24 protein-coding genes are annotated in these 26,123 nt (G+C 70.8%); 8 read left to right on the top strand and 16 right to left on the bottom strand.

Going from position 1 to position 26,123, the window contains the following annotated elements; genetic code table 11:
* Positions 1-2: 2 nt before the first annotated feature.
* From ACIA5D_RS42385 to iolC, 7 genes are read right to left on the bottom strand one after another with little or no spacing between them, the layout of a single operon-like run.
* Complete coding sequence (locus tag ACIA5D_RS42385) at positions 3-995, bottom strand: sugar ABC transporter substrate-binding protein (protein WP_396036297.1); 993 nt, start codon at positions 993-995, stop codon at positions 3-5.
* The gene (locus ACIA5D_RS42380; RefSeq protein WP_396036296.1) at positions 982-1,929 is read right to left on the bottom strand and encodes a TIM barrel protein; all 948 of its coding nucleotides are present in this window, start codon (positions 1,927-1,929) and stop codon (positions 982-984) included. The genes ACIA5D_RS42385 and ACIA5D_RS42380 overlap by 14 nt, the downstream gene beginning before the upstream one ends.
* A gap of 9 nt (positions 1,930-1,938) precedes the next feature.
* Positions 1,939-3,435: a CoA-acylating methylmalonate-semialdehyde dehydrogenase gene (locus ACIA5D_RS42375; protein ID WP_396036295.1), complete on the bottom strand. Its 1,497-nt coding sequence runs from the start codon at positions 3,433-3,435 to the stop codon at positions 1,939-1,941.
* A gap of 12 nt (positions 3,436-3,447) precedes the next feature.
* On the bottom strand, positions 3,448-5,340 hold the full coding sequence (iolD, locus tag ACIA5D_RS42370; RefSeq protein WP_396036294.1) for a 3D-(3,5/4)-trihydroxycyclohexane-1,2-dione acylhydrolase (decyclizing): 1,893 nt from the start codon (positions 5,338-5,340) through the stop codon (positions 3,448-3,450).
* Complete coding sequence (gene iolB / locus ACIA5D_RS42365) at positions 5,337-6,224, bottom strand: 5-deoxy-glucuronate isomerase (RefSeq protein WP_396036293.1); 888 nt, start codon at positions 6,222-6,224, stop codon at positions 5,337-5,339. The genes iolD and iolB overlap by 4 nt, the downstream gene beginning before the upstream one ends.
* On the bottom strand, positions 6,224-7,093 hold the full coding sequence (locus tag ACIA5D_RS42360; protein WP_396036292.1) for an aldolase: 870 nt from the start codon (positions 7,091-7,093) through the stop codon (positions 6,224-6,226). The genes iolB and ACIA5D_RS42360 overlap by 1 nt, the downstream gene beginning before the upstream one ends.
* Entirely contained in the window at positions 7,086-8,036 is a 951-nt protein-coding gene (gene iolC, locus ACIA5D_RS42355; RefSeq protein ID WP_396036291.1) for a 5-dehydro-2-deoxygluconokinase, read from the bottom strand. The genes ACIA5D_RS42360 and iolC overlap by 8 nt, the downstream gene beginning before the upstream one ends.
* Positions 8,037-8,230: 194 nt before the next feature.
* Between iolC and ACIA5D_RS42350 the strand changes: the two genes are divergently transcribed.
* On the top strand, positions 8,231-8,983 hold the full coding sequence (locus ACIA5D_RS42350) for a GntR family transcriptional regulator (RefSeq protein WP_396036290.1): 753 nt from the start codon (positions 8,231-8,233) through the stop codon (positions 8,981-8,983).
* An 18-nt stretch (positions 8,984-9,001) separates the two neighbouring features.
* On the opposite strand, the gene ACIA5D_RS42345 is transcribed toward ACIA5D_RS42350, so the two are convergent.
* Complete coding sequence (locus tag ACIA5D_RS42345; protein WP_396036289.1) at positions 9,002-9,328, bottom strand: TraR/DksA family transcriptional regulator; 327 nt, start codon at positions 9,326-9,328, stop codon at positions 9,002-9,004.
* A 53-nt stretch (positions 9,329-9,381) separates the two neighbouring features.
* On the opposite strand from ACIA5D_RS42345, the gene ligA reads away from it, so the two are divergent.
* Both ligA and ACIA5D_RS42335 read left to right on the top strand, forming a co-directional pair.
* Positions 9,382-11,361, top strand: coding sequence for an NAD-dependent DNA ligase LigA (gene ligA, locus ACIA5D_RS42340; RefSeq protein WP_396036288.1), 1,980 nt, complete (start codon positions 9,382-9,384; stop codon positions 11,359-11,361).
* Between the two features lie 104 nt (positions 11,362-11,465).
* On the top strand, positions 11,466-13,157 hold the full coding sequence (locus tag ACIA5D_RS42335; protein WP_396036287.1) for a DEAD/DEAH box helicase: 1,692 nt from the start codon (positions 11,466-11,468) through the stop codon (positions 13,155-13,157).
* Here the strand turns inward: ACIA5D_RS42335 and ACIA5D_RS42330 are convergent.
* Positions 13,154-13,621: a VOC family protein gene (locus tag ACIA5D_RS42330; RefSeq protein WP_396036286.1), complete on the bottom strand. Its 468-nt coding sequence runs from the start codon at positions 13,619-13,621 to the stop codon at positions 13,154-13,156. The genes ACIA5D_RS42335 and ACIA5D_RS42330 overlap by 4 nt on opposite strands.
* A 53-nt stretch (positions 13,622-13,674) precedes the next feature.
* Here ACIA5D_RS42330 and ACIA5D_RS42325 point away from each other — a divergent pair, with 53 nt between their 5' ends.
* Entirely contained in the window at positions 13,675-14,826 is a 1,152-nt protein-coding gene (locus tag ACIA5D_RS42325; protein WP_396036284.1) for an MFS transporter, read from the top strand.
* A 269-nt stretch (positions 14,827-15,095) separates the two neighbouring features.
* On the opposite strand, the gene ACIA5D_RS42320 is transcribed toward ACIA5D_RS42325, so the two are convergent.
* The 3 genes from ACIA5D_RS42320 to ACIA5D_RS42310 all read right to left on the bottom strand — a co-directional run bounded on the left by ACIA5D_RS42320 (position 15,096) and on the right by ACIA5D_RS42310 (position 17,287).
* Complete coding sequence (locus tag ACIA5D_RS42320) at positions 15,096-15,452, bottom strand: hypothetical protein (RefSeq protein ID WP_396036282.1); 357 nt, start codon at positions 15,450-15,452, stop codon at positions 15,096-15,098.
* Between the two features lie 150 nt (positions 15,453-15,602).
* Positions 15,603-16,868 carry an RNA polymerase sigma factor gene (locus ACIA5D_RS42315; protein ID WP_396036280.1) on the bottom strand — a complete coding sequence of 422 codons (1,266 nt, stop codon included), beginning with the start codon at positions 16,866-16,868 and terminating at the stop codon, positions 15,603-15,605.
* Positions 16,868-17,287, bottom strand: coding sequence for a YciI family protein (locus tag ACIA5D_RS42310; RefSeq protein ID WP_396036278.1), 420 nt, complete (start codon positions 17,285-17,287; stop codon positions 16,868-16,870). Before ACIA5D_RS42310 ends, ACIA5D_RS42315 begins: the two co-directional genes overlap by 1 nt.
* A gap of 127 nt (positions 17,288-17,414) precedes the next feature.
* Here ACIA5D_RS42310 and ACIA5D_RS42305 point away from each other — a divergent pair, with 127 nt between their 5' ends.
* Both ACIA5D_RS42305 and ACIA5D_RS42300 read left to right on the top strand, forming a co-directional pair.
* Entirely contained in the window at positions 17,415-18,674 is a 1,260-nt protein-coding gene (locus ACIA5D_RS42305) for an alpha/beta fold hydrolase (protein ID WP_396036276.1), read from the top strand.
* A 209-nt stretch (positions 18,675-18,883) separates the two neighbouring features.
* Positions 18,884-20,638 (top strand): serine/threonine-protein kinase, encoded by a 1,755-nt coding sequence (locus ACIA5D_RS42300; protein ID WP_396036275.1) that lies wholly within the window; start codon positions 18,884-18,886, stop codon positions 20,636-20,638.
* A gap of 51 nt (positions 20,639-20,689) precedes the next feature.
* Here ACIA5D_RS42300 and ACIA5D_RS42295 read toward each other — a convergent pair whose 3' ends face one another.
* Genes ACIA5D_RS42295 through ACIA5D_RS42285 form a run of 3 tightly spaced genes read right to left on the bottom strand, consistent with a single transcriptional unit; the run spans position 20,690 to position 23,499 of the window.
* Complete coding sequence (locus ACIA5D_RS42295; protein ID WP_396036272.1) at positions 20,690-21,292, bottom strand: GNAT family N-acetyltransferase; 603 nt, start codon at positions 21,290-21,292, stop codon at positions 20,690-20,692.
* Positions 21,289-22,803: an APC family permease gene (locus ACIA5D_RS42290; RefSeq protein ID WP_396036270.1), complete on the bottom strand. Its 1,515-nt coding sequence runs from the start codon at positions 22,801-22,803 to the stop codon at positions 21,289-21,291. The genes ACIA5D_RS42295 and ACIA5D_RS42290 overlap by 4 nt, the downstream gene beginning before the upstream one ends.
* Before the next feature lie 45 nt (positions 22,804-22,848).
* A complete protein-coding gene (locus ACIA5D_RS42285) occupies positions 22,849-23,499 on the bottom strand; it encodes a GPP34 family phosphoprotein (RefSeq protein WP_396036269.1) in 651 nt (216 codons plus the stop codon).
* 447 nt (positions 23,500-23,946) lie between these two features.
* Here ACIA5D_RS42285 and ACIA5D_RS42280 point away from each other — a divergent pair, with 447 nt between their 5' ends.
* Entirely contained in the window at positions 23,947-24,708 is a 762-nt protein-coding gene (locus ACIA5D_RS42280; RefSeq protein ID WP_396036379.1) for a dioxygenase, read from the top strand.
* Positions 24,709-24,811: 103 nt separating this feature from the next.
* Complete coding sequence (locus ACIA5D_RS42275; RefSeq protein ID WP_396036267.1) at positions 24,812-25,837, top strand: TerC/Alx family metal homeostasis membrane protein; 1,026 nt, start codon at positions 24,812-24,814, stop codon at positions 25,835-25,837.
* Here ACIA5D_RS42275 and ACIA5D_RS42270 read toward each other — a convergent pair.
* Positions 25,825-26,082, bottom strand: coding sequence for a hypothetical protein (locus ACIA5D_RS42270; RefSeq protein WP_396036265.1), 258 nt, complete (start codon positions 26,080-26,082; stop codon positions 25,825-25,827). The two genes, ACIA5D_RS42275 and ACIA5D_RS42270, sit on opposite strands and share 13 nt — an antisense overlap.
* Positions 26,083-26,123 lie beyond the last annotated feature (41 nt).

Here is a 26,123-nt window from a genome sequence, read left to right as displayed (position 1 = left end):
GCCTACCGCGTGTTGTTCTTGGTGAACGGGAGGATGCGGTCGATGTTCGTGCTGTCCACGAACGACGGCCCGGTCAGCACCGGCTTGCCGCCACCGATGTCGTTGCCGTTCTTGAGGTTCAGGTAGAGCGAGGTGACCGCCATGTAGCCCTGCACGTAGGGCTGCTGGTCGATGGAGAACAGGATCTTGCCGTCCTTGATGTCCTGGGCGGCCTCCTGGTTGAGGTCGAAGGTCACCAGCTTGGCGGTGCTGCCCGACTGATCCTTCGCCTTGATCGCGTCGAGCGCCTGCGGCGCGCCGAGCGTGACGATGGCGTCGATCGACTTGTCCTGCGACAGCTTCGCCTGCAACGTCGTGGTGACGGCCGCGTCGTCCGCGCCGTTGACCTGGATGTTCTCGGTGCCGGGCACCGAGCTCTTCACGCCGGCGCAGCGGGCCTCGAGGGCGACCGAGCCGGTCTGCTGGATCACGCACAGCGGGTGCTTGGCGCCCTGCTCGGCGAGCCGTTTGCCGGCCGTGGTCCCGGCCAGGGTCTCGTCCGAGCCGAAGTACATCAGCGCGCCGAGCTTCTGGTACTGGTCGATGCCGGAGTTGAAGCCGACGACCGGGATCCCCGCGTCGGTGGCCGCCTTGACCGAGCCGGCCAGGGCGTCCGGGGTGACCAGCGTGGTGGCGATGCCGTTCACCTTGGAGTCGACCGCGTTCTGGATCAGCACCGCCTGCTTGGGCGCCTCGGGGTCGTTGGAGTACTTCAGCGTGACGCCGGTGTCCTTGGCGGCCTGCTGGGCGCCGTTCTTCACCTTGTCCCAGAACGTGTCGCCGGGCGTCTCGTGGGTGATGAAGGCGACCGTGTATCCGGAGCTGCCGGCGGCGTTGCCACCGCCGCCGGTGTCATCGGTGGTCTTCTCCCGGCCGCCGCCGCTGCAACCGGCGGCGGCCAGGGCGATCACTGCGAGGACGGCGGCGACTCTGAAGGTGCGACTACGAGCGTTCATCGGATATCTCCTCGGAGGGGACGGCGGCAGGCCGGGAGTGCAGGCCGACCGAGTTGAGGTAGGTGCGGGTGCGCGTCGCGATCGGCAGGGGCAGGTCGAAGTCGACCGGGTACATGTCCTGCTCGACCACGACGAAGATGTCGGCGTCCAGCTCGCTCAGCGCCTCCATGACCGACGGGATCTTGGGCTCGCCGGCCGGGGGCTCGATGGAGGCGCCCATGGCGACGGCCTGCCCGAAGGCGAGGTCCTCGTCGGCGGCGCGCTGGGCGATGACGGGATCCATCTGCTTGATATGGACGTATCCGACGCGCGACGGATATTTCCGGATCAGTCCGGGGACATCCGCGCGACGATACGCGAGGTGCCCGGTGTCCAGGCACAGCGAGACGAAGTCGGGGTCGGTCTCGGCGAGGAAGCGCTCGACCTGCTCCTGCGTCTCGACCTGGTAGTCCGCGTGCGGGTGGAAGCGCATGTGGACCCCGTACTCCTCGAGCAGGATCTTCCCGAGGGTGTTGGAGTTGCGGATCAGCGCGCCCCAGGCCTCGTCGTCGAGGTTCGCGGCCTCGCGGTAGGCGCCGGTGGCGTCGTCGCGATAGCCGGGCACCGGGACGAACACGACGTTCTTCGCGCCCAGGGCCGCCGTGAGGGAAGCGACCTTCCGGCTCTCCGCCACCACGGCGTCGAAGTCCTTGTGCGGCCCGCCCACGCCGGCCACGGTCCCGCCGGCGACCGAGAGACCCCGCTTGGCGACCTCGTCGCGCAATTGCGACGGGTCGGTCGGCAGATATCCGTACGGGCCGAGCTCGAGCCACCGGTAGCCGGACTCGGCCATCTCGTCGAGGAACCTGTTCCAAGGTGTCTGCTTGGGGTCGTCGGCGAACCACACGCCCCAGGAATCGGGGCAGCTGCCGAGTTGCAGGTGACGGATCTCCATCGATGTTCCTTAGCTCGCCGTGGGGAAATGCAGAGAGGCGCCGGAGGCGTGCGACATGTGCGGCCACCGCGAGGTCACGACCTTGCCGCGGGTGTAGAACGAGACCCCCTCGGGCCCGTGGATGTGCTTGTCCCCGAACAGGGAGTCCTTCCAGCCGCCGAAGGAGTAGTAGGCCATCGGCACCGGGATCGGCACGTTGATGCCGATCATCCCGACCCGCACGCCCCGCTGGAACCGGCGCGCGGCCTCGCCGCTGGAGGTGAAGATGGCCGTGCCGTTCCCGTACGGATTGCTGTTGATCAGGTCGATGGCGGCGTCGACGTCGTCGGCGCGAATCGTCGAGAGCACCGGCCCGAAGATCTCCTCGGTGTAGACGTCCATGGTGGGCTGCACCTGGTCGATGACGGTCGGTCCGACGAAGAAGCCGTTCTCGTGCCCGGCCACCCGCAGCCCGCGGCCGTCGACCAGCAGCTTGGCGCCCTGCTGTTCGCCAGTGCCGATCAGCGACTCGATCCGCTCCTTCGCGGCGGCCGTGACCACCGGCCCCATGTCGCTGCGCGGATCGCGGCCGGGCCCGACCACCACCTCGGCGGCCTTGCGGGACACCAGGTCCATCAGCGCGTCGCCGGCGCTGCCGACCGCGACGGCCGCCGAGATCGCCATGCACCGCTCCCCCGCCGACCCGAACGCCGCGGCGGTCAGGTGCTGGGCGGCGAAGTCGAGGTCGGCGTCGGGCAGCACGATCGCGTGGTTCTTGGCCCCGCCGAGCGCCTGCACCCGCTTGCCGGTCGCGCTGGCCTGCTCGTGGATGTAGCGGGCGATCGGCGTGGACCCGACGAACGAGACGGCCGCGACGCGGGGGTGGTGCAGGATCGCGTCGACGACCTCCTTGTCGCCGTGCACCACGTTGAAGACGCCGTCGGGCAGCCCGGCCTCGCGCCACAGCCCGGCCACGTAGTTGGACGCGCTGGGGTCGCGCTCGCTCGGCTTGAGCAGGAACGTGTTGCCGCAGGCGATGGCGACCGGATGCATCCACATCGGCACCATGGCCGGGAAGTTGAACGGCGTGATGCCCGCACAGACCCCGAGCGGCTCGCGGAAGCTGAACACGTCCACGCCGGTCGAGGCCTGGTCGGAGTAGTCACCCTTGAGCAACTGCGGGATGCCGCAGGCGAACTCGATGACCTCGAGGCCGCGCTGCACCTCGCCGGCCGCGTCGGAGAGCACCTTGCCGTGCTCGTCCGAGATGAGCTCGGCGAGCTCGCTGACGCGGGCGTTGACCAGCTCGCGGAAGCCGAACAGGACCTTCGTGCGCTTGCTCAGCGACGCCTGGCTCCACTGGTCGAAGGCCGCCGTCGCCACGCGCACCGCGGCGTCGACGTCGGCGGCCGCGCCGAGCACCACCTCGTGCTGCTGCTCGCCGGTGGCGGGGTTGAAGACCGCTCCTCGCCGGGTGGAGACGCCGGAGGTGAACTCCCCGCCTATCCAGTGTTCGATGGTTGCCATGACTTCCTGTCCTCAGAGGTAGAGCCGCTGGTCGCGCTTGGCCTCCGCGTAGCGTTCGCGGGCGGCGCGCGTGGATGACAATGCGGAGATCTCGGGTACGGGCACGTCCCACCACGACTCGGAGGACGGCACCGGGGAAAGCGGGTCGGTCTCGATGTGCACGACGGTGAGCCGGTCGGCCTCCCGCGCGCGTTTGAGGCCGTCGCGCAGGTCGGCGATGGTGCGGCAGCGGATCACCGAGGCGCCGAGGCTCTCGGCGTTGGCCGCGAGATCGACCGGCAGGTAGCTGCCATCGTAGTCGTTGCCCGGGCCGCGGAACCGGTAGCTGGTGCCGAACCGCTGCGAGCCCAGGGATTCCGACAACGCGCCGATCGAGGCGAACCCGTGGTTCTGCACCAGCACCACGACGAGCTTGATGCCCTCGGACACCGCGGTCACGATCTCCTGCGACATCATCAGGTAGGAGCCGTCGCCGACCAGCGCGTACACCTCACGGGACGGGTCGGCCATCTTGATGCCGAGCGCGCCGGCGATCTCGAAGCCCATGCAGGAGTAGCCGTACTCCACGTGGTACTGCTTCGGGTCGCGGGCCCGCCACAGCAGCTGGAGGTCGCCGGGCATGCTGCCGGCCGCCTGCACCACGACGTCGCGCGCTCCGCACGCCTCGTTCACCGCCCCGATCACCTCGCTCTGGGCGGGCAGAGGGCTCCCTCCAACCACCCCACCGCCACCCTTGACCGGACTAGAGGCGTGGCCGCCGTACGCCTCATCGACGGTCGCCTGCCAGGCGGTGACGTCGGCCCGGTAGTCGGTCGGGAACCGCTTGCCGGCCAGCGCCGCCAGCAGCGCGGAGAGCCCGGAGCGGGCGTCCGCGACGACCGGGTACGCGGCCTGTTTCGCCGCGTCGAAGCCGGCCACGTTGATGTTCACGAACTTCACGTCCGGGTTGGCGAACGCGGTGCGTGACGCCGTGGTGAAGTCGCTGTACCGGGTGCCGACGCCGATCACCACGTCGGCGTCGCGGGCGAGCCGGTTGGCGACCGGGGTGCCGGTCGAGCCCACTCCCCCGACCGAGTTGGGGTGGTCCCAGGCCAGCGCGCCCTTGCCGGCCTGGGTGTCGGCGACCGGGATGCCGGTCTCGCGGGCGAACCGGTCGAGCTCGTCGCAGGCCTCGCCGTAGATGACGCCACCGCCCGCGATCAGCAGCGGCTGGGAGGCGTTGCGGACGACCTCGGCGGCACGCTCCACGAAGGACGGCTCGGCCAGCGGGCGGCGCACGTGCCAGACCCGCTTCGCGAACAGCTCCTCGGGGAAGTCGTGCGCCTCGGCCTGCACGTCCTGCGGCAGGCAGATGGTCACCGCGCCGGTGTCGGCCGGGTCGGTCAGCACCCGCATCGCGCCGAGCAGGGCGGCCGGCAGCTGCTCGGGCCGCCACACGCGGTCGAAGAAGCGGGAGAGCGGCCGGAACGCGTCGTTGACGCTCACGTCGTACGAGGAAGGGTCTTCCAGCTCTTGAAGGACCGGCGCGGCGACCCGGGTGGCGAAGATGTCGGACGGGAACAGCAGCACCGGGAGCCGGTTGACGGTCGCGAGGGCGGCGCCGGTGAGCATGTTGGTCGAGCCCGGCCCGATCGACGCGGTGCAGGCCATTGTGGACAGCCGGTTCTTCATGCGGGCGTAACCGGCGGCGGCATGGACCATCGCCTGCTCGTTGCGCGCCAGGTGATAGGGCAGGTCGGCCTCTCCCGTGCGCTGCGCCTGCAACAAGGCCTGCCCCAGACCCGCCACGTTGCCGTGCCCGAAGATGCCGAAGCAGCCGGTGACCGCGCGCTGCTCCACACCGTCGCGCTCGGTCCACTGGCTGGCCAGGAACCGCACGACGGCCTGGCCGACGGTGAGTCTCACGAACGTGTCCTTTCCTTGCAGGTGGAGATGGGCAGGCGCGGGTCGACGTCCATCGCCGTCCAGGAGGCGCGCACCCAGCCGTGCGCCGGGTCGTCGCGCACGAGCCATTCGCGCGCGCCCGGCCCGGCCATGACGTTGAGGTAGTAGAGGTCGTATCCGGGCGCGGCCATCGACGGGCCGTGCCAGCCGTACGGGATCAGCACGATGTCGCCGGTGCGGACCTCGGCGCAGACGTCGATGGGGCGGTCGGGGTGCCCGTACACGCGCTGGTAGCCGCAGCCGGCGCCGCCGGCGGGCGAGGGCGCGACCTCGAAGTAGTAGATCTCCTCGAGGCTGGACTCGCCGTCGGCGTGCTCGTCGTGCTTGTGCGGCGGGTAGGACGACCAGTTGCCGCCCGGGGTGAGCACCTCGCAGGCGATGAGCCGGTCGGCGTCGAAGCTCTGCGGCGTGCAGAAGTTGTTGACCTGGCGGCTGGCCTGCCCGGCGCCGCGCAGCTCGACCGGGACGTCCTCGGCCGGGCCGTAGCGGAACGGCAGCCTGCGCTCGGCCCGGGCCGCGGGGAGGGCGAACCGCCCGCCATTGGGCGCCCGCACGGTCACGGCGGACTCCCGCGGCACGTACGCGAAATCGGTGACCCGCGAGAAGACCGAGCGCCGGCCCGTCAGGGTGACCCGCTCGTCGTCGCAGGTCACGTCGCAGCCGCCGGAGAGCGGCAGGACCAGCATCTCATCGTCGCCGGTGAAAAACCGTGCCCTCGCACCGATCGGCAATTCGAGCACGCGCAGCCCGCTGTAGCGCCAGCCCGCGTTCTCGGGCGAGACCACCGTGTCGAACGGCCTGTCGGCCGTGCTCCCCCGCCGCATCAGGGGGTTGACCCGGGCCATCACAGCAATCCCACGGCGCGGTCGACGGCGTCGGCGACCGTGCCGCTCGCCGGGTAGAGCAGCGACCGTCCGATGACCAGGCCCTGCACGGTGGGCAGCCGCAGCGCCTTGCCCCAGTTGGCGTACGCGGCCTCGGCGTCGTGGGCGACCTCGCCGCCGAGGATCAGCGCGGGCAGCGTGGTGGCGGCCATGACGCGGTCCATGTCGTCGACGACCGGCACCTTGAGCCAGGTGTACGCGGAGGTCGTGCCGAGGCCGGCCGCCACGGTCATCGCGCGGATCATCGCCTCGGCGGTGAGGTCGTTGCGGACCCGGCCGTCGACGCGGTGCGAGATGAACGGCTCGACCATCGCCATCCGCCGCCGGCCGGCCAGCTCGGCGACCGCGGTGCCGCAGGCCTGCAGGGTGGCGACCGTGCCGGGGTCGTCGGGGTCGATGCGCAGCAGCATCTTGCCGCCCTCGTAGCCGGCCGCGGCGATGCTGCCGGCGTCGTAGGCGGTGAACCGGTCGTCCATCTCGAAGCTGGTGCCGGCCAGGCCGCCGCGGTTCATCGAGCCGATCACGACCTTGTCGTCGAGCCCGCCGAGCAGCAGCAGGTCTTCGAGGATGTCGGGGGTGCCGAGCACACCGTTCACGCCGGGGCGGGCCAGCGCGGTGCGGATGCGATCGAGCAGCTCGACCCGGTTCGCCATGGCGAGCGGGTCGGCGCCGGCGCGCAGCGCGCCCCGGGCCGGGTGGTCGGCCGCGATGATCATCAGCTTGCCGTGCGGGCCGAACAGGCTTCCCGGCCGTTTGCGGGCCGCGGCCGCCGCCGCGATCGCATCGGGACGCCTCGTCCGCGCCTCGAGCAGGTCGGAGAGGTCAGGCACGGGACACCCCCAGTCGCTCGCGCACCTCATCTTCGGTCGGCATCGCGTCCGAACAGGCCAGACGCGAGGCGACGATGGCTCCGGCGGCGTTGGCGAAGCGCATCGTCGCCTCGAGATCCCACCCCGCGAGCAGGCCGTGGCAGAGCGCGCCACCGAACGCGTCGCCGGCGCCGAGGCCGTTGACCACCTCGACCGGGACGGGCGGGACCTCGACCTGCTCACCTGATTTCCGGGAGGCCCGCACACCGGCCGGGCCCTGCTTGATCACCGCGAGCTCGATGCCGGCGTCGTGCAGGGCGGCGGCGGCAATCTTGGGATCGCGTACGCCGACCGCCGTGTCCACCTCGTCGAGGTTGCCGACCGCGACCGTGGCGAACGGCAGCGCCTCGGCGTACCAGCGGCGCGCCTGTTCGCGGGATTCCCAGAACATCGGGCGGTAGTCGAGGTCGAAGACGGTGATGCCGCTCCTGCCCCGGGCCCGGAGCGCCTCGAGCGTCGCCGTACGCGAAGGCTCTTGCGAAAGACCCGTGCCGGTGATCCAGAAGATGCGGGCCGCGCGGATCGCCTCCAGGTCGAGTTCGGACGCGCGGATCTCGAGGTCGGGAGCCTTGGGGAAGCGGTAGAAGTAGAGCGGGAAGTCGTCGGGCGGGAAGATCTCGCAGAACGTCACCGGCGTCGGCAGGCCGGCGACGGGGGTGACGAAGCGATCGTCCACCCCGAAGCCGCGCAGCGCGTCGTGCAGGAACTCACCGAACGGGTCGTTGCCGGTGCGCGTGATGACCGCGGCCCGGCGCCGGTAGCGGGCGGCGGCGACGGCCACGTTGGACGCGCTGCCGCCGAGGAACTTCTCGAACGTGCGCACCTCGCGCAGCGACACACCGATCTGCTGTGGGTACAGGTCGACGCCGATGCGTCCCATCGTCAGGACGTCGTCCACAGGCATGCGGTTCTCCCTCGAGAGATCTTGAGTGCCGGATGCCGTGCTCGTTACGGCGCGATGAAGAAAAGTTGATCGCCGCTGGTAGTTGGTCCACGACGCTATGTTTGTTGCCCTCGATGTAATAACGTGAGGGCTCTTACGTCAATACTTTGTCCTGACAAACTGACTTGCGCCATCTGAGACAACAGGGGGACGTCGTGACATCCGACCTGACCCCGGTGCGCCCGGTCCACCTGGACCGGTCCAGCCCGGTGCCGCTGTATTACCAGGTCGCGACCCGTTTACAGGAGCTGATCGAGAAGGGCGAGATCGGCGTGGGCGCCCGCATCGAGAACGAGGTCGACCTCGCCGAACGGCTCGGCGTCTCCCGCCCCACCACCCGCCGCGCGATCCAATATCTGGTCGAGCGCGGCATGCTGGTCCGCAAGCGCGGCGTCGGCACGCAGGTGGTGCACCCCAAGGTCCGCCGCCCGGTCGAGCTGTCCAGCCTCTACGACGACCTGGTCGCCGGCGACCGCGAGCCGCGCACCGACGTGCTCGACCTGCGGGCGATCCCCGCCTCCGACGCGACGGCCGCGGCCCTCTCGATCGAGCCCGGCACGTCGGTGACCTGGATAGAACGGCTCCGCTTCGCCGGCGGCGAGCCCCTGGCCCTGATGCACAACGCGATCCCGCTGGACATCCTCTCGGTCACCGAGGCCGACCTGGCGTCGCACGGCCTCTACGAGCTGCTGCGCATGGCGGGCCATGTCCCCCGCATCGCCACCCAGGTGATCGGCGCCCGCTCCGCCACGGCCGCCGAGGCCCGCACCCTCGACGAGAAGCGTGGCGCCTCCCTGCTCACGATGGTCCGCACGGCCTGGGACACGTCGGGCCGCGCCCTCGAGTACGGCAGCCACCTCTACCGGGCGAGCCGCTACAGCTTCGAGCTCAACCTCTCGGCGGGCTGACCGGCCCGCGGGCGTCGCCTACGCGCACGCCATGCAGCAGCGGGCGAACGGACGTACCGCCAGCCGCTCCCCGGCGATCGGCTGCCCGCATCGTTCGCAGATGCCGTAGGTCGCCGCGTCCACCCGGCGCAGCGCGTAGTCGACCTCGGCGATCCGCTCCCGCGCGGCCGCCAGCAGCGCGCTCAGCTGGGCGCGTTCGAAGCCGATCGTGGCGCCTTCCGGGTCGTGCTCGTCGTCGGCATTCGAATCGCGCGACGCCGCGAACAGCGCCTGCAGGTCTCGGGCCAGCGTCGCCGCCTCGGCTTCGGCGCCCGCTCGCAGCCGCATCAGCTCATCCCGGACCATCGCCCCAGCTTAACGACCTCCATCTTGTCGCACCGGGGACGTAAGTTGTCGGCATGACGGACGCTGCCCTCACCGAAGCCGCCTTCGCCGCCGCAGTCGACCGGGCGCAGGCCGCCGCCAAGTCGTACTACGACACCGGCGAGGTGCTGATGACCGACGCCGACTACGACGTGCTGCTCGACCGCATCACCGCGGCGAAGACGGCCCACCCCGAGTGGGACGACCGCGGCCTGATCAGCCGGGTCGCGGCGGGCATGTCCGGCGGCGGCGACGTGCGGCACCCGACGCCGATGATGTCGCTCGACAAGGTCACCGGCGAAGAGGGCGTGCGCACGTTCGTCGCGAGCCTCGCCGGCGACCCCTGCCTCGTCGAGGTCAAGCTCGACGGGCTCGCGATCCGGGTGGCGTACGAGTCGGGCCGGCTCGCCCTGGCCGCGCTGCGCGGCGACGGCAGCACCGGCGAGAACGTCACCACCCAGGTGCTGCGGGGCGTCACCGGCCTGCCCGCCCGGCTGGGCACCCCGTGGACGGGCGAGGTCCGCGGCGAGGTCTACATGACCGTCGCCGACTTCGAGGCCGCCGGCGCCAACCGGGTCGCCGCCGGCGGCAAGGCGTTCATCAACTCGCGCGGCGCGGTCGCCGGGTCGATCCGCAGCGCCGACCGCGCCTACGACACGCCGATGACCTTCGCGGCGTACGACATCTCCGGCGACTTCGGCTCCCACCGCGAGCGCATGGCCCGCGCGGTCGAGCTCGGCTTCCCCGCGGCCGGGCGGCTCGCCACCGGCGAGATCGAGGTCGCCACCGACCCCGAGGCCGCGCTCGCCGCCATCGCGCGCATCGGCGAGCTGCGCCGCGGCCTCGAGTTCCCGATCGACGGCGCCGTGCTCACCGCCGACCTCGAGTCGACGCGCCGGCGGCTCGGCTCCGCCAGCCGCACGCCGTACTGGGCGGCCGCGTTCAAATACCCGGCCGACACGGGCTCCACGGTGCTGCGCGACATCGAGGTGCGGGTCGGGCGCACCGGGCGTATCTCGCTGCGCGCCGTGCTCGACCCGGTGTTCGTCGACGGCACCACCATCACGTACGCGACGCTGCACAACCCCAAGTTCGTCGAGGAACAGGGCCTCGCCATCGGCCAGACCGTTGCCGTGTGGCGGGCCGGCGACGTCATCCCGCGCGTCACCGCTCCCATCGGCGAGCAGCCGCACGGCCTCACCCCGTGGGCGCCGCCCGAGACCTGCCCGCAGTGTGGCGAGCCGTGGGACAAATCCAGCCTGCTGTGGCGTTGCCACACCGCCTCGTGCAGCGTCACCAACGCGCTCGAGTACTGGTGCAGCCGCGAGGCCCTGGACGTCGAAGGCGCGGGCGAGGCGCTGTGTGTGGCCCTGGTCAACGCGGGCCTCGCGAACGACGTGGCCGACCTGTACAAGCTCACCGAAGATCAGCTCGCCGAGCTGCCCGTCGGCAACACCAAGGCCGGCGGCGTCGTCCTGCTCGGCAAGCTCAACGCCGCCAAGGTCATCGCGTCGCTCGAACGCAGCAAGACCCAGCCGTTCAACCGCGTCATCACCGGCCTGGGCATCCGCATGACCGGCCGCAGCGTCGGCCGCTGGCTCGCCGCCCGCTTCAAGACCATGCAGGCGCTGCGCGCCGCCACCGTCGAGGAGATCGCCGAGATCGACAAGATGGGCCTGATCAAGGCACAGCACGTCGTCGACGGCCTCGCCACCATGTCCGGCGTCATCGACCGCCTCGCCGCCGCCGGCGTCACCATGAGCGTCCCCGAGACCAACGGCGACAAGCCCCTCGAGGGCAAGACCTACGTGGTCAGCGGCAGCGTCCCCGGCTACACGCGCACCACCGTGAGCGAACGCATCGAGCAACTGGGCGGCCGCGCCACCGGCAGCGTCTCGGCGACCACGACGGCCCTCGTCACGTCCGAGACGACCACGGCGAAGGCGACGAAGGCCGCCAAGCTCGGCATCCCCATCATCGACCCGGCCGAGTTCGCCGACATGCTCGCCGACTGACCAGACAAGGTCTTCGATCGTCAGTTGCGCCGGCTGAGACGGCATGTACACGGGCGGTGAGCGCCGTGCGCGCGCCCGGTCGGGGTTCTCCTATTGTTGTCGTCATGGAACATGATCCGTTGGAGTCCGAGGCGGGTTTCGCCGGACTGGGGTTGCGGGCGGAACTGCTCCGTGCACTGACCACCCTCGGCTATGAAGAACCGACCCCGATCCAGCGGGAGGCGATTCCGCCGCTGGTCGCGGGCAACGACCTGGTGGGACAGGCAGCGACCGGCACCGGTAAGACGGCCGCGTTCGCGCTGCCCGTGCTGCAGGCGCTGACCGTCGGCCGGCGCGATGCGGGGCCGGCAGCACTCGTTCTCGTGCCGACCCGCGAGCTGGCCGAGCAGGTGTCGCAAGCAGTCCACCGGTACGGCCGCGACCTGGGCGTACGTGTGCTGCCCGTGTACGGCGGGCAGCCGATCGGGCGGCAGTTGCAGGCGTTGCAGCGCGGCGTGGACGTCGTCGTCGGGACGCCGGGACGGGTGCTCGACCACATCGAGCGGACGACGCTGCAACTCGGTGACGTGCGCACCGTCGTGCTCGACGAGGCCGACGAGATGCTCGACATGGGGTTCGCCGAAGACATCGAGGCGATCCTCGCCGAGACTCCCGCCGATCGGCAGACGGTGCTCTTCTCGGCGACGATGCCACCCCGCATCGACAGCATCGCCCGCCGGCACCTGCGTGACCCGGTGCGGATCACGATGGGCCGCGAGGCCGTCGCGGCGGGCGAGCTTCCGCTGGTGCGGCAGAGCGCCTACATGGTCACCCGGGCGCACCGGACGGCCGCTCTCGGCCGGATCCTCGACGTGGAAGCGCCGTCGGCGGCGATCGTCTTCTGCCGCACCCGGGAAGAGGTCGACCAGGTCACCGAGACCCTGAACGGGCGCGGGTACCGTGCGGAGGCGCTGCACGGCGGCATGAGCCAGGATCAGCGCGACCGGGTCATGGGCCGCCTGCGCGGCGGCAGCACCGAACTGCTGGTCGCGACCGACGTGGCAGCCCGCGGCCTCGACGTCGAGCAGTTGACCCACGTCATCAACTTCAACGTGCCCGCGGCGCCGGAGGCGTACGTGCACCGCATCGGCCGGGTGGGCCGTGCCGGGCGGGAAGGCTGCGCGATCACTCTCGCGGAGCCGCGGGAACAGCGGATGCTCAAGGCCATCGAGCGGCTCACCGGGCAGCGCATCACGCTGGAGAAGCTGCCGACCGTGACGGACCTGCGAGCCCGGCGGCTGGAGCTGACCCGTACGGCGTTGCAAGCCAGCCTGGAAACCGACGACCTCGAACGGTTCAGGGTCGTCCTCGACTCCCTCACCGACGAGTTCGACGTCGAAAACGTCGCGCTCGCCGCCGTGAAGCTGTTGCACGAGGCGGCCGGTGGCGACGTCGAGGAAGAGGAGATCCCCTCGCCGGCGCCACCGGCCCCGAGCCGCGCCCCGCGCAGCCGGGACGCCCGGCCGGGCACCGGCGGACGCGACCGGCCCGGGTATCCCCGCGCGTCGGATTCGGGCGTGACCCGGTTGTTCTTCGGCATCGGCCGACGGGCCGGCCTACGCCCACAGGACCTGGTGGGTGCGATCGCCGGCGAGTCCGGCCTCAGCGCACGCGAGATCGGCGCCATCCAGATCACCGACCGCTTCTCGCTGGTCGAGGTCCCCGAACAAGCCGCCGACATGGTCATCGCGGCCATGCAGCGCAGCACCATCCGAGGCCGCAGGCCGTCGGTGCGCCGGGAACGCTTCGTCCGTTAGAGCGGTTGCCCGGTCTCAGCGCCGGGCTCGGTCTCTCGATCGGCCGCCGGCCCCAGCTCCTGGAACAGGGTGATGTGCAGCCCGGCCGGCGCCTCCAGCCGGGCGTTGAGCGAGCGCCACGGCGTACGGGTCGGCGGCGCCACCTCGGCGGCGCCGGCCGCGGTCGCCTCCGCGGTGCGCGCGACCGCGTCATCGACTTCGAACGCCACGCGGATCCGCGGCGCCACCTGGCGACCGACTTCCACCTCGTCGATCATCCGCTTCTGCGCCGGATTGGCGATCTCCAGCGTCGCCCGGCCGGCGTCGAGGATCACGACCCGCGCGTCGCCGTCCCCCGCGAACGCGGCCTCTTCGGGGAGACCCAGCACATCCCGGTAGAACGCCACCGCCTCGGCGAAGTCCTCCGCCTCGACCACGAGCCTGAGCTGCCGGACCCGCTTCGCCGGTCCCATCCTGTCGGTCACGCAACGACCCTAATTCGGTGTCGCCGGCGAGATCGAGCCGGTACGAAGATCACGTGCCCTTTCTCGCGCTCTTCGCCGCCGTCCTCCTGCTCGGCATCGCGGACTCGATGGTCAATTCGTACATCGTGCTGTTCGGCGCCGATGTGGCCGGGCTGACGCCGCTGCAGATCGGCGTGTGGGCCTCGGTGTTCGCCATCGGCGGGATCACCATCAGCTGGTGGCTGGGACGGTTGTTCGACCGCCGGCCCGCCCGGACGTACGCGATCGTCGTGATCCTTCTGGGCTCGGCGGGTTACGCGCTGCTGCCGCGGGTTGCGAGCTTCCTGGTTCTGCTCCTGATGGCGGCGACGGCGCTCGGGGCGATGGGTGCGGCCTTCCCGCAGTTGTTCTCCCTGGCCCGCTCCGTTCTCGGCGAGGGCGCCGCCGGGCAGCGTTCCGCGCCGCTGCTGCGCTCGGCCTGGTCCCTGGCGTGGGCCGCCGGGCCGTTGCTGGGCGCTCTCGTCCTGTCCAAGGGCGGCTATTCATGGCTGATGTGGACGGCCGCCGGGGTGTTTCTCGCTTCCGCGCTGACCGTTCTCGCCGTGCCGCGGCCCGGTTCCGTCGCGGTGGCCAACTCGTCGCCCGGCGGCACCCCCGTCCTGCTCACCGTGAGCGTCACCCTGTTCTTCACCGCGATGTTCGCGGGCGGTCTGGCCGTGCCGTTGTTCGTCACGCGCTCCCTGCATCAGCACCCCGCGTCGGTCGGCGTGCTCTTCAGCGTCTGCGCCGCGGTCGAGGTGGTGGCCACGCTGGGGTTGGCCGTCGTGCCCGCCCGGGTCAGTCAGCGGGCCCTGATCCTCGGCGGCTTCGGCGCCTTCGTCGGCTACTACGCCCTGACGGTCGTGTCCGCGGGCATGCCGATGCTCGTGATCGCCCAGGTTTTCCGCGGCGTGGGGATCGCGATCGTCGGGGCGGCCGGCATCCGCTACTTCCAGGACCTCCTCGCCCCGGCAACCGGCCGCGCCACGACGCTGTTCGCCAACGCGACCACGGCCGGCCTGCTGGTCTCCGGCATCCTGTCCGGCGTGGCGGTCGAGCACTTCGGCTATCGGACGACGCTGCTGTTGTGCGGGGTGGTGGCGGCGCTGGGCGGGGTCGCCTTCACCCTCGGTTCCCGCCGCCAGGCCGACAGCCGGCACTCGGAGAAGGAGTTCGGCAGCGTTTGAGCGGGCCGTTTCGCAATCGGCTGCCGCATGTCACCTGAAGATCTTGCGGTTCGAACGGCCTGACAATGACGTCACGGACGACCCTTGCCTCATGTCATGCGCCCGGGGGCAACGCAAAGCTCCGAGCGATATTTCGGCGCTGCGAAACCCGCCAGGAATACCAATGTCCGCCGGGCCCGGAACGCGGCGGCCCGGTGGCGGTGCGGTCCAGCGCGACCCGCAACCGCGGCAGCAGACAGCGCTCACGGTGCCGTGCACCAGCTGGTCGGTCAGCTGACGGTCTTGAGCACGTCGGCGGTCGCGGGCATCCTGCTCACCAGTTCCCGCAAGGCGCCCTCGACCACGGCCGAGGCTTCGGCTTCGTCCCTGGCCGCGATGACGGTCTTCAGCAGGGCCGGCGACTTCGCGATCGCCTCCGCCTCGGAACTGGTGGACTCCTTGACCGTCTTCACCGCGTCGGCTGCCGCCTGCAGTTTGATCTTTCCCTTGTCGCCGAACCCGATCTCTTCGGGCAGCAGGCCGAATATGCCCGCGTACACCAGCCCGATACCGGCGACGAAGATCGCTGCCAGCCCCACCGAGTTGATGTCCTTGTTCATGAACATCCCCACGATGGTCGCCACCACACCCGCGGTCACCAGGAGCGCACCGAGAACACCTATGAGTTTCTTAGCCGACGCGGACATCCGACGCCTCCGGTCCAAGCGGAATGAGGCCTCCACAGTAGGCACTCGCCGCCACCCTGGATAGTCGTGATGACGACACATCCGGGAGGCTCAGCCCAGGGCCGCCGCTTTGCGGAGCAGCACCGAGCGCTCGCGCGCGTTGCCGCACAGGCGGGCGGCCAGCTCGAGCTCGGCGCGCGCCTCGGCGATGCGGCCGAGGCGGGTCAGCAGCTCACCGCGCACCGTCGGCAGCAGATGCGAGCCGGCCAGGCGGTCGGTGGCGACGAGGTCGTCCACGATGTTCAGGGCCGACTGCGGTCCGGTCGCCATCGCGACCGCCACCGCCCGGTTCAGCTCGACCACCGGGGACGGCGCCACCCGGCCGAGCGCCTCGTAGAGCAGCACCACCCGCTCCCAGTCGGTCTCCCCCACCGACGCGGCCGACGCGTGGCAGGAGGCGATCGCCGCCTGCAGGCCGTACGGGCCGAGGCCGCGACCGGCGGACGCGGCCTGGGCGAGGGCGGCCAGGCCGCGCCGGATCGCCGACCGGTCCCAGAGCCGGCGGTTCTGGTCCTCGAGCAGGATCGGCTCGCCGTCGGGGCCGGTGCGGGCCGGGAAGCGGGCCGCGGTCAGCTCGAAGAGCGCGAGCAGCCCGTGCGCCTCCGGCTCGGCGGGCAGCACGGCGGTGAGCATGCGGGCCAGGCGGATCGCCTCGTAGGCGAGGTCGGCGCGCACCAGCTGGTCGCCCGCGGTCGCGGTGGAGCCCTCAGTGAAGATCACGTAGAGGACGCTGAGCACCCCGCCCAGCCGCTGACCGCGTTCCTCGGCCGGCGGCAGCTCGAACGGCACGCCGGCCGCCGCGATCGTCTTCTTCGCGCGGGTGATCCGCGCCTGCACCGTCGGCACCGGCACCAGGAACGCGCGGGCGATCTCCTCGCTGGTCAGGCCGCCGACCGCGCGCAGCGTCAGGGCGACCCGTGCCTCGGCCGAGAGCACGGGATGGCAGGACACGAACATCAGCGCGAGGACGTCGTCGTCGATCCGGTCCGGGTCCCAGTCCAGCTCCTCCCCGGCCGGCAGCTGCCGGGCCAGCGTGGCGTACCGCTCGTCGAGGGCCGAGCCGCGGCGGTACGCGTCGATGGCTCGCCGCCGGGCGGTCGACAAAAGCCAGCCCGCCGGGTTCGCCGGCTCGCCGTCGCGTTCCCAGGCGATCAGGGCCTCGGCCATGGCCTCCTGCGCCACGTCCTCGGCCAGCGCGAAGTCCTTCGTGTAGCGCGCGAGGGCGCCGACGATGCGGGCGGACTCCATCCGCCAGACGGCCTCGACGGCCCGGCGCGCCGCGTCGGCGGCGCGCGGGCCGTCGGCAGCCTGCGGCATCAGATCTGGCCCGTACGCTCGCGCCAGGCCTTCTCCTTGATGATCCACTCGTTGTCCTGCGGGAACTCCTCGATGCTCGGCACCCGGCGGATCTCGGTCTTGGCGCCCGGGAAGGCCGGCATCCGCTTGGCCCACTCGACCGCCTCCTCCTTGGTGGCGACATCGAGGATGTAGAAGCCGCCGAACAGCTCCTTGGTCTCCCCGTACGGCCCGTCGGTGACCACCGGCGTCTCGCCCGAGTGGTCGACCACCACGCCCTGCGCCGCGTCGTCGAGGCCCTCGGCCGCGACCAGCACGCCGGCCCGGATCAGCTCCTCGTTGAAACGGCCCATGGTGGTGAGCATCTCGTCGAACGACGTCTCCATCATCTTGGCGTTCGTCTCGTCCGTGCCGCGCATGATGAGCATGTACTTCGCCATCGTGAAATCTCCCTGTTCGCTGCGGTCGCCTTCCGACCTTCTCACCTCAAGGTCGAACGGCTCCGCCCCGGATCGACGCGGCGCCCAAAAAAGTTTTGGCGTCCCGGGAAGCCCTAATGTGAAATGCATGATCGCGCACCCCGGGCTCCGCTTCACCGACCACACCGTCACCGTGCCGCTCGACCACGACAAGCCCGGCGGTGGGACCATCGAGGTCTTCGCGCGGGAGGTGGTGGCGGCCGGCCGGGCCGGCGACGACCTGCCCTGGCTGGTCTTCTTCCAGGGTGGGCCGGGCGGCAAGTCGCCGCGGCCGGAGCGGGCCGAGAGCTGGATCGGGCACGCCGTCAAGACCCACCGGGTGCTGCTGCTCGACCAGCGCGGCACCGGCCGCAGCACGCCGATCACCGCGCGCACCGTCGGCGGGCGCACCGACCGGGAGCTGGCCGACCATCTCAAGCTGTTCCGCGCCGACAGCATCGTGGCCGACGCCGAGATCCTGCGGGAACGGGTCACCGGCGGCACGAAATGGGACTCGCTCGGGCAGAGCTACGGCGGCTTCATCACGATGGCGTACCTGTCGAAGGCCCCGTGCGGCCTGCGCAACTGCTTCGTCACCGGCGGCCTGCCGGGCCTGACCGCGACCGCCCGCGACATCTACGCCCGCACCTATCCGCGGGTCGCCCGGAAGAACGCCGAGTTCTACCGCGCGTTCCCCGGCGACGCGGCCGCCGTGCGCCGGATCGCCGACCACCTGGCCGCGGACGACGTGCGGCTGCCCGACGGCGACCGGCTCACCGCCGAGCGGTTCCGCACGCTCGGCACCGCGTTCGGCATGAGCTACGGGTACGCCCAGGTGCACTGGATCCTCGACGAAGCGTGGCACGGCGACCGCCTCTCGGACACCTTCCTCTACCAGGTCATGACGCATACCGGATTCATCGACCAGCCGCTGTTCGCGCTGCAGGAGTACTGCTACGGCCAGGCGAACGGCCCGACCGGCTGGGCCGCCGATCAGGCCCTCGGGCAGCACCCGGACTTCGCCGCCGACGCCGACCCGCTGCTGTTCACCGGCGAGATGATGTACCCCTGGATGTTCGAGCAGATCGCCGCGCTGCGCCCGTTCGCGGGCGCCGCGAACCTGCTCGCCGAGGCCGAGGACTGGCCGCTGCTCTACGACCGGGAGCGGCTGGCCGCGAACGAGGTCCCGGTCCTCGCGGCGGTCTACGCCGACGACATGTACGTCGACGCGGGCCTCTCGCTGGAGACGGCGGCGGCCGTGGGCAACGTGCGTGCCTGGGTCACCAACGAGCACGAGCACGACGGCCTGCGCACCTCGGGCGAAGCCGTCCTCGGCCACCTGATGGACATGGCATCCGGCCTGCGCTGAGGAACCGCATCACCCCGCCGGGAGTCGGAGGCGCATGAGCCGCCGTGTTCTCGGCACCCTCGCCGTGCACGGCTGCGAAAATTTGTAACCGAAAACGGACGAACGAGCCAGAACGTGAGCGGTAACGCTGCATTCTCGTGATCCGCCGTCCATGACAGAACGGGCGCTGCGAGTTGCCCGCCACCGGCGCGCTGCGCACCATCGTCGGGGTGCAGTCATCCCTCTCCATGAGCGGCCCCGGCCCCAGCGAGATGAGCGGCTCCAGCCCGGGCGAAGCCGCCACCGCCGATCTCAGCGGTCGCTGTGTGGGCAACTCCTACGTCCTGGTCTGCCCGGTCGGGCACGGCGCCACCGGCACCGTCTGGCGCGGGATCGACCGGTCCACCGGCGAATACGTCGCCGTCAAGCTGCTGCACGAAGGCCTGCTGCGCCAGCCCAAGCTGGTCATCCGGTTCGTGCAGGAGCGCACGATCCTGATGATGATGCGCCACGAGAACATCGTCGGCGTTCACGACCTGTTCAGCGTCGGCGGGTCCCTGGCCCTGGTGATGGACTACGTCAGCGGCGGCTCGCTGCGCAACCGGCTGATCTCGGCGGGCACGCTGCCGCCGTCCGAGGCCGCCACCCTGCTCGCCCAGGTCGCGGCGGCGCTCACCCAGGCGCACGAGCTCGGCGTGGTGCACCGCGACGTCAAGCCCGACAACATCCTGCTGCAGGAGGCCGACGGGCGGCACGAGGTGCGCCTCACCGACTTCGGCATCGCCCGGGTCCTCGACGCGGCCGGATTGACCACGCCGCAGGCGATCGTCGGCACCCCGCACTACATGGCGCCCGAGGCGATCCAGGGCGACGCCGAGCCGGCCTCCGACGTCTACTCGGCCGGCATCGTCCTCTACGAGCTGGTCACCGGCGCTCCCCCGTACTCCGGCGAGCCCCTGGCGGTGCTGCGCCGGCACGTCGAGGAGTCGCCGGAGCGTCCGCCGGGCATGCCGCATCCGGTGTGGTCGCTGATCGAATGGTGTCTCGACAAGGATCCGGCGCGCCGCCCCTCGGCCGGTGAGCTGGGCGGTGCGCTGCGAGACCTGGCCCGGCAGATGACCGGCGTCCCGGCGCTGACTTCGACGACCCACAACCCCGAGCTCGCGTACGGGATGACAGCGCAACTCGGTCAGCCACATCCGTCCTCGCGGCGCCCGCCGGTCCGCAAGCGGCCGCGCAACGGCCCCCGCTCCTGGATGTGGCGCCGCCCGGGCATGATGATCGCGCTGGTCGCCGCCGCGGTGGTGGTGTCGGGGCTGGGCGGCTTCAACGCCTGGCAGCTGATCGGCGCCGGCGAGCCGCCGGCCTCGTCGGCCGGCGGCAACGCGGCGGGGCTGGGCCTGCCAGGAGCCGGCGGCGGTACCGGTCCGGCCGGCCCGGGCGCGAGCGCGGGCCCGTCGGCCGCGGCCCAGCCGGTTCCCTCGACGGTGGCGCAGGAGGTCCCGGGCGGGCTCCTGAGCGGCGGCCCCGGCGCCCAGCAGGAGGCGCGGCGCCGGGCGATCACCGGCGGCGCCCAGGCCGAGGCGGCCGCCACCGTGGGTCCGGCCAAGGCCGGGGCGAAGGCCCGGTTCGGACCGTGGCGCTGCGGCGACGCGTACAGCTGGGATCTCGGTCATCCGGTGCTGGCCCGGCCCTGCCACGCGGTCGGCCCGTCGGTCCGCGTGATGGGTCAGATGGAGGCGGCGCCCGGAGTGCAGATCGACCTCTCGCTGACCCTGCGCGACGCGAAGACCGATGAGTTGGCCGCCGGGCCGTACGAATGCAAGGGTTTGATGTTCACGGACTTCGCCTTCAAGCACGACTGCGGGCCGGCGGAGTTCAACCCGCCGCGCGGGCATCGCTACATCGTGGTGGAGACCTGGCAGTACACCCAGCGGCCGCTGCTGCCCGCGGGCAGCGCGCAGGGCCCCGAGTTCGACTGGTGACAGGCGAAAGGGCGTGACCGGACGGTGGTCACGCCCTTTCGCTTGCAAGCCTCAGACCGCGCGCCACATCCGGAAGAAGGGCGTGCCGTCGGGCAGCAGCATCTCGAAGGGATCCATGTCGGCGTAGCCGTGCCGGCGGTAGAGGCGCACGTTGTTCTCGTTCGTGGCCTCGAGGTACGCCGGGACACCGGCCACGCCCAGCTCGGCGTGCTTGCGCTCCATGAGCTTGCTGCCCAGCCCGTGCTCCTGGTGGTCGGGGTGGACCGCCAGGAACGCGAGGTGCCAGTGCTCGTCGTGCGGGTGGTGCTTCTCGAAGATCACGTCGAGCGCCTGGAACCGGTCGAGGTACTCCCCGGCCATCGACCGCAGGTTCTCCTCATAGTTCTCCGGATCGGGCGCCTCGCGTGTGTAGTCGAACCACACCGCCGTGGCGGCGAGCCCACCACCCGCCGGGTTGTCGATCACGTCGACCAGGCCGTACCGGTACGCGTGCTCGGTGAGCATCGTGAAGTAGTCGGCCGTCACGGACAGCCGGTCCTCCAGCGGCGGCACCAGGTAAGCGCATTGGGGCAGGTCGAGGAAGGACAGGCCGACCAGGTGCCCGACCGCGGGGATCTCGTCCTCGCGGGCCGGGCGGATCTCGGGATACGTCACTTGGCCCCCTGGTCACCGGCGAGGGCCGCCGCGAAACCGCCACCGCCGCTGCCCGCGGTCGAGCTGCGGGCGCCGAGGCCGATGCCCTGGTAGACGTCGGGCCGGCTGCTGCGCAGCACCAGCGCCCACAGGATGCCGGCCAGCGCGACCACGCCGAACGCCGTCGGCACGACCCAGGTCGGACCGCTGCCCGGCTCGACGCCGAACAGGGTGGCGATGTTGGTCAGCGCCAGGTAGCTCATGACCAGCAGCAGGATGGTGCCGAGGACCGGGGCGCCGACGCGGTGCCAGAAGTCCTCGCCGGCGGGGCGGCGGGCGAAGTAGCCGATGACGGCGACCGAGGTGACCGTGATCAGCAGCAGGACGCCGATGCCACCGGCCGAGCCGCCCCAGAAGAACATCTGCACCAGCGGGTCCCAGCCCATCACCGCGTAGACCACGATGACGATCAGGCCGAGCGCCGACTGGGCGAGCGAGCCGTTCTTGGGCGCGCCGGTGCCGGGCACGGTGCGGCCGAACAGGCGCGGCAGCACACCCTCGCGGCCCAGGGAGAACGTGTACCGCGAGATGATGTTGTGGAACGAGATCATCGCGGCGATCAGCGAGGTCAGGAACAGCGCGTGGCCGAGGTGGATGGCCGCGCTGCCGAGCTGGTCGGAGGCGACGTTGAAGAACAGGTCGGGGCCCTCGTTGACGGCCCGGCCGACCACGTCGTCGCCGGCCGCCGAGATCATCGTCCAGGAGGCGAAGCCGTACAGGACGGCGATCAGCGCGATGGCGATGTAGGTGGCCCGGGCGACGGTGCGCCGCGGGTCGCGGGACTCCTCGGAGAAGACCACGGACTGCTCGAAGCCGACGAAGCCGGTGATCGCCATGGCCAGCAGCGCGCCGGAGCCGGTGCCGACGAGGCTGCCCGGGTCGAGCGGGGCCGACGACGGGTGGAAGTTCGGCGAGAAGATGTCGGCGAAGCTGAACACCACGACCAGGATGATCTCGGCGACCAGCAGGGTCGCGAGGACCTTGCCGTTGACCGCGACGTCGCGCACGCCGAGGACGGCGGTGATCGCCCAGCAGATCAGCGCCAGCACCCACCACTGGATGTCGAGCCCGAACCAGTCCTTGAACAGCGGCTGCGCGATCGCGCCGAAACCGCCGTACGCGGCGATCTGGAAGCAGTTGTAGGCGAGCAGCGCGAGCCAGGAGGCGCCGACGCCGAACGGCCGGCCGATGCCCTGCGAGATGTATGCGTAGAACGCGCCGGCGTTGTCGATGTGCCGCGACATGGCGACGTAACCGACCGCGAAGATCGCCAGGACCACGGCCATGGCAAGGAAGGCGATCGAGATGCCGGTCAGGCCGGTGACGGCGAGACCGGTCGGCACGACGCCGGCCACCACGGTCAGGGGCGCGGCGGCGGACATCACGAAGAAGACCACCGCGGCGACGCCGAGGCGGTCGCGGGCCAGGGCTGTCGACAGCTGGCTTTGCGGTGGGGTTGTTGTGCTGGACACGTGGGTCTCCGGGTGGGGGTTGAGGGGTTGAGGGGTTGGAGCTGGTCAGGCGCGGCGGGCCATGACGGCGTCGCCGACCGAGGCCTCGGCGTGCGCGACGAGCTCCTGCAGCATGGCCGGGAGGCGGCGCCGGAACTGGTCGAACAACGCCTCCCGGCCGCGGGCGTCGAGGGTTAGGAAGACGTGCTGGTCGAGGCCGGTGGCGAGGATGAGGCCGGCGAGGACCAGGTCGGAGACGTCGAGCAGCTCGCCGCGTCCGATGAAGGTGCGGATCCGGGTGGCGGGCCAGCCGGCGACCATGGAGTCGGCGGGGACGAACGCCACCTTGGTGCCCAGCAGGCCGCGCTTCTCCTGCCGGTGCAGCAGGCCGGCCCGGGACAGGCGGCGCTCCACCAGGTCGGTGGCGATGCCGGTGGCGAGGAACGAGATCCAGTCGCGGACCGCCCGGTGGTGGCCCTCGCGGAGCAGCTGGTCGAGGACGGCGGTGGTGGCCGGATCACCGGTGGGGCGATCGTCGATCAAGGCCAGCTTGCCGTCGATCACGTCCAGCCGCCGCCAGAAGACAAGCTCGCCGATCAGCGCCGCCGCGAGCCCGAGGCCGAGAGTGGCCGGCGTCAGCAGCGACTTGCCCTTGACCGTGTCGTGCGCGGTCAAGAACAGATCATCGGCGAGGGGTAGCTGCGGCGACGACGCCACTGCGGGCCCTCCTTATACGTGGTGCGATAACTTCCCGTGGCGATTACTAACCGTGATGCGGGTGAGTCTTCGCCATTCGTTACGGTGAGCGCCCCCCTGCGCAACATCGCGTAGCATGCCAGCGTCCCAGGCCAGGCGCAATGTCCTTTGCGGAGCGAGTTTCCGTCCGCCGTGGCCGCGTCTGGAATGCATTCTGCCAAAGGCTTCTGACCTGGACCTTTATAGATGTCACTCGTTCGATGTAAAACGGATTTAACCCACGTCCGGGGGATCGCCACCGATCATGTCGATAGACGCCGATGCCTAAGTATCGGTGCAATCAACCAATAACGGACAGTATTGACCATGATCGACGGTTACGTAGAGTAGTTACTTGACGGAACAACTAAATCGGGCGTACGCTTGCCGTAGTTGCTTGAAGCTTCAACGGAGGATCCCGTGAGCCGCATGCCCGCCCTGTTCCTGAGCCACGGCGCCCCGCCGCTGGTCGACGACGAGCGCTGGGTCGCCCAGCTGAAGGATCTCGCGTCCGGCCTGCCCCGGCCGAAGGCGATCCTGATGGCCTCCGCGCACTGGGAGTCGGCGCCGCTGATGCTCGGCGCCACCGAGACCGTGCCCCTCGTCTACGACTTCGGCGGCTTCGAGCGCCGCTACTACGAGGTGAAGTACCCGGCGCCGGGCGCGCCCGGGCTGGCCGCGCGGATCGAGAAGCTGATGCCCGACAGCGAGCACGTCGCGCGCACCGACCGGGGGCTCGACCACGGCGCGTACGTGCCGCTGACCGTCATGTACCCCGGCGCCGACATCCCGGTGCTGCAGATGTCGCTGCCCACCCTCGAGCCCGACCGCCTGCTCGAGCTGGGCCGCCGGCTCGCCCCGCTGCGCGACGAGGGCGTGCTGATCGTCGGCTCCGGCTTCACCACCCACGGCCTGCCGTTCCTGCGCGACTGGCGGCCCGACGCGGCCGCGCCCGGCTGGTCGGTGGAGTTCGACGCGTGGGCCGCCGAGACCTTGGCCCGCGGCGCGGTCGACGAGCTGGCCGACTTCCGCGACCGCGCACCCGGCATGCCCTGGGCGCACCCCACGATCGAGCACTTCGCCCCGATGTTCCTGACCTTGGGCGCTTCCGGCGACCCCGAGCGCGCCCCGGACCAGCCGATCGACGGCTTCTGGATGGGCCTGGCGAAGAGGTCCTTCCAGGTCGCCTAGCGGCACCCGGCGCCGGGGCTCGTTCCGTTACCAGGGACTTCCCAGGGTAAGCGGGGACAATTCAAAGGAATCGCCCCGCTTACTACGGCTCGGAGGTTCCCTGTTGCTTGAGGTCACCGCGCTCGGCTGGACGCTGACCATCGGTGTCGTCGTCGCCCTGCTCGCCCTCGATCTGACCCTCGGTGCGCTGCGCCCGCACGCCGTCGGGTTCCGTGAGGCGGCCCTGTGGTCCGCCTTCTACATCGCGGTGGCGGTCGCCTTCGGCGTCGTCTTCGGCTCCATCGCCGGCTGGGACTTCGGCGCCCAGTACTTCGCCGGCTACATCGTCGAGAAGAGCCTCTCGGTCGACAACCTGTTCGTCTTCGTGATCATCATGACCACGTTCGCGGTGCCGGAGAAGTACCAGCAGGAGGTGCTGACCTTCGGCATCATCATCGCGCTGGGACTGCGGGTGGTCTTCATCGCGCTCGGCGCGACGCTGCTCAGCCTGTTCTCGTTCATGTTCCTGCTGTTCGGCCTGCTGTTGATCTGGACGGCGATCCAGCTGTTCCGGCACCGCGACGAAGACCCGGACATCGAGGACAACGCGCTGGTCAAGGCCGGCCGGCGGTTCCTGCCGCTGACCGACGACTACGTTGACGGCAAGATGCTCACCCGCGTCGACGGCCGGCGCATGTTCACCCCGCTGTTCCTGGTGCTGATCGCGATCGGCAGCTCCGACATCCTGTTCGCGCTCGACTCGATCCCCGCGGTGTTCGGGGTGACCGACGAGGCGTACATCGTCTTCATCGCCAACGCGTTCGCGCTGCTCGGCCTGCGGGCGCTGTTCTTCCTGGTGAAGGGCCTGCTCGACCGCCTGGTCTACCTGTCCACCGGTCTGTCGATCATCCTGGCGTTCATCGGCGTCAAGCTGGTGCTGCACTGGGCGCACAAGGCCGTCAGCGACTCGGTGCCCGAGGTCAGCACCGCGGTCTCCCTCGTGGTGATCCTGGTCGTCCTCGCGGTCACGACCGTGGCGAGCCTGGTCAAGGTACGGAAAGACCCGGACACCAAAGCCCACGCGGGCAGTGTCCGGGCCAGATCGTCATCGGCCGACAGGTCGCCGGCCGATCCTGGTCAGCCGAGGTAGCCCCCCAGCCCGGCGGTCTGCCGCCGGGTGGACTGCTGACGCTCGACGTCCTGACGGTAGAGGATGGCCCGGATCTCCTGGGTCTCCTCTGCCGTGTGGCGGCTGAGGAGCTCGTCGAGCTCCGCCCGCTCGGCCGTGGTGCGGAAGGAAGCCAGCTCGTCGGCGAGCCGGCGCTGGGCGATGCGCAGGGTCCTGCGGTTCGCCAGAGCCGTACGGGCGTCGCGAAGCGTGGACGAAAGCTGCATGGCCGTGGTTCTCCTCAACGGATCGTAGTGTTTCTGCCTCT

Source organism: Actinoplanes sp. NPDC051513 (genome assembly GCF_044454685.1).
GTDB lineage: Bacteria > Actinomycetota > Actinomycetes > Mycobacteriales > Micromonosporaceae > Actinoplanes.
Note: the sequence above shows the minus strand (reverse complement) of the source record. Positions and strands in the feature narration are given on the sequence as shown.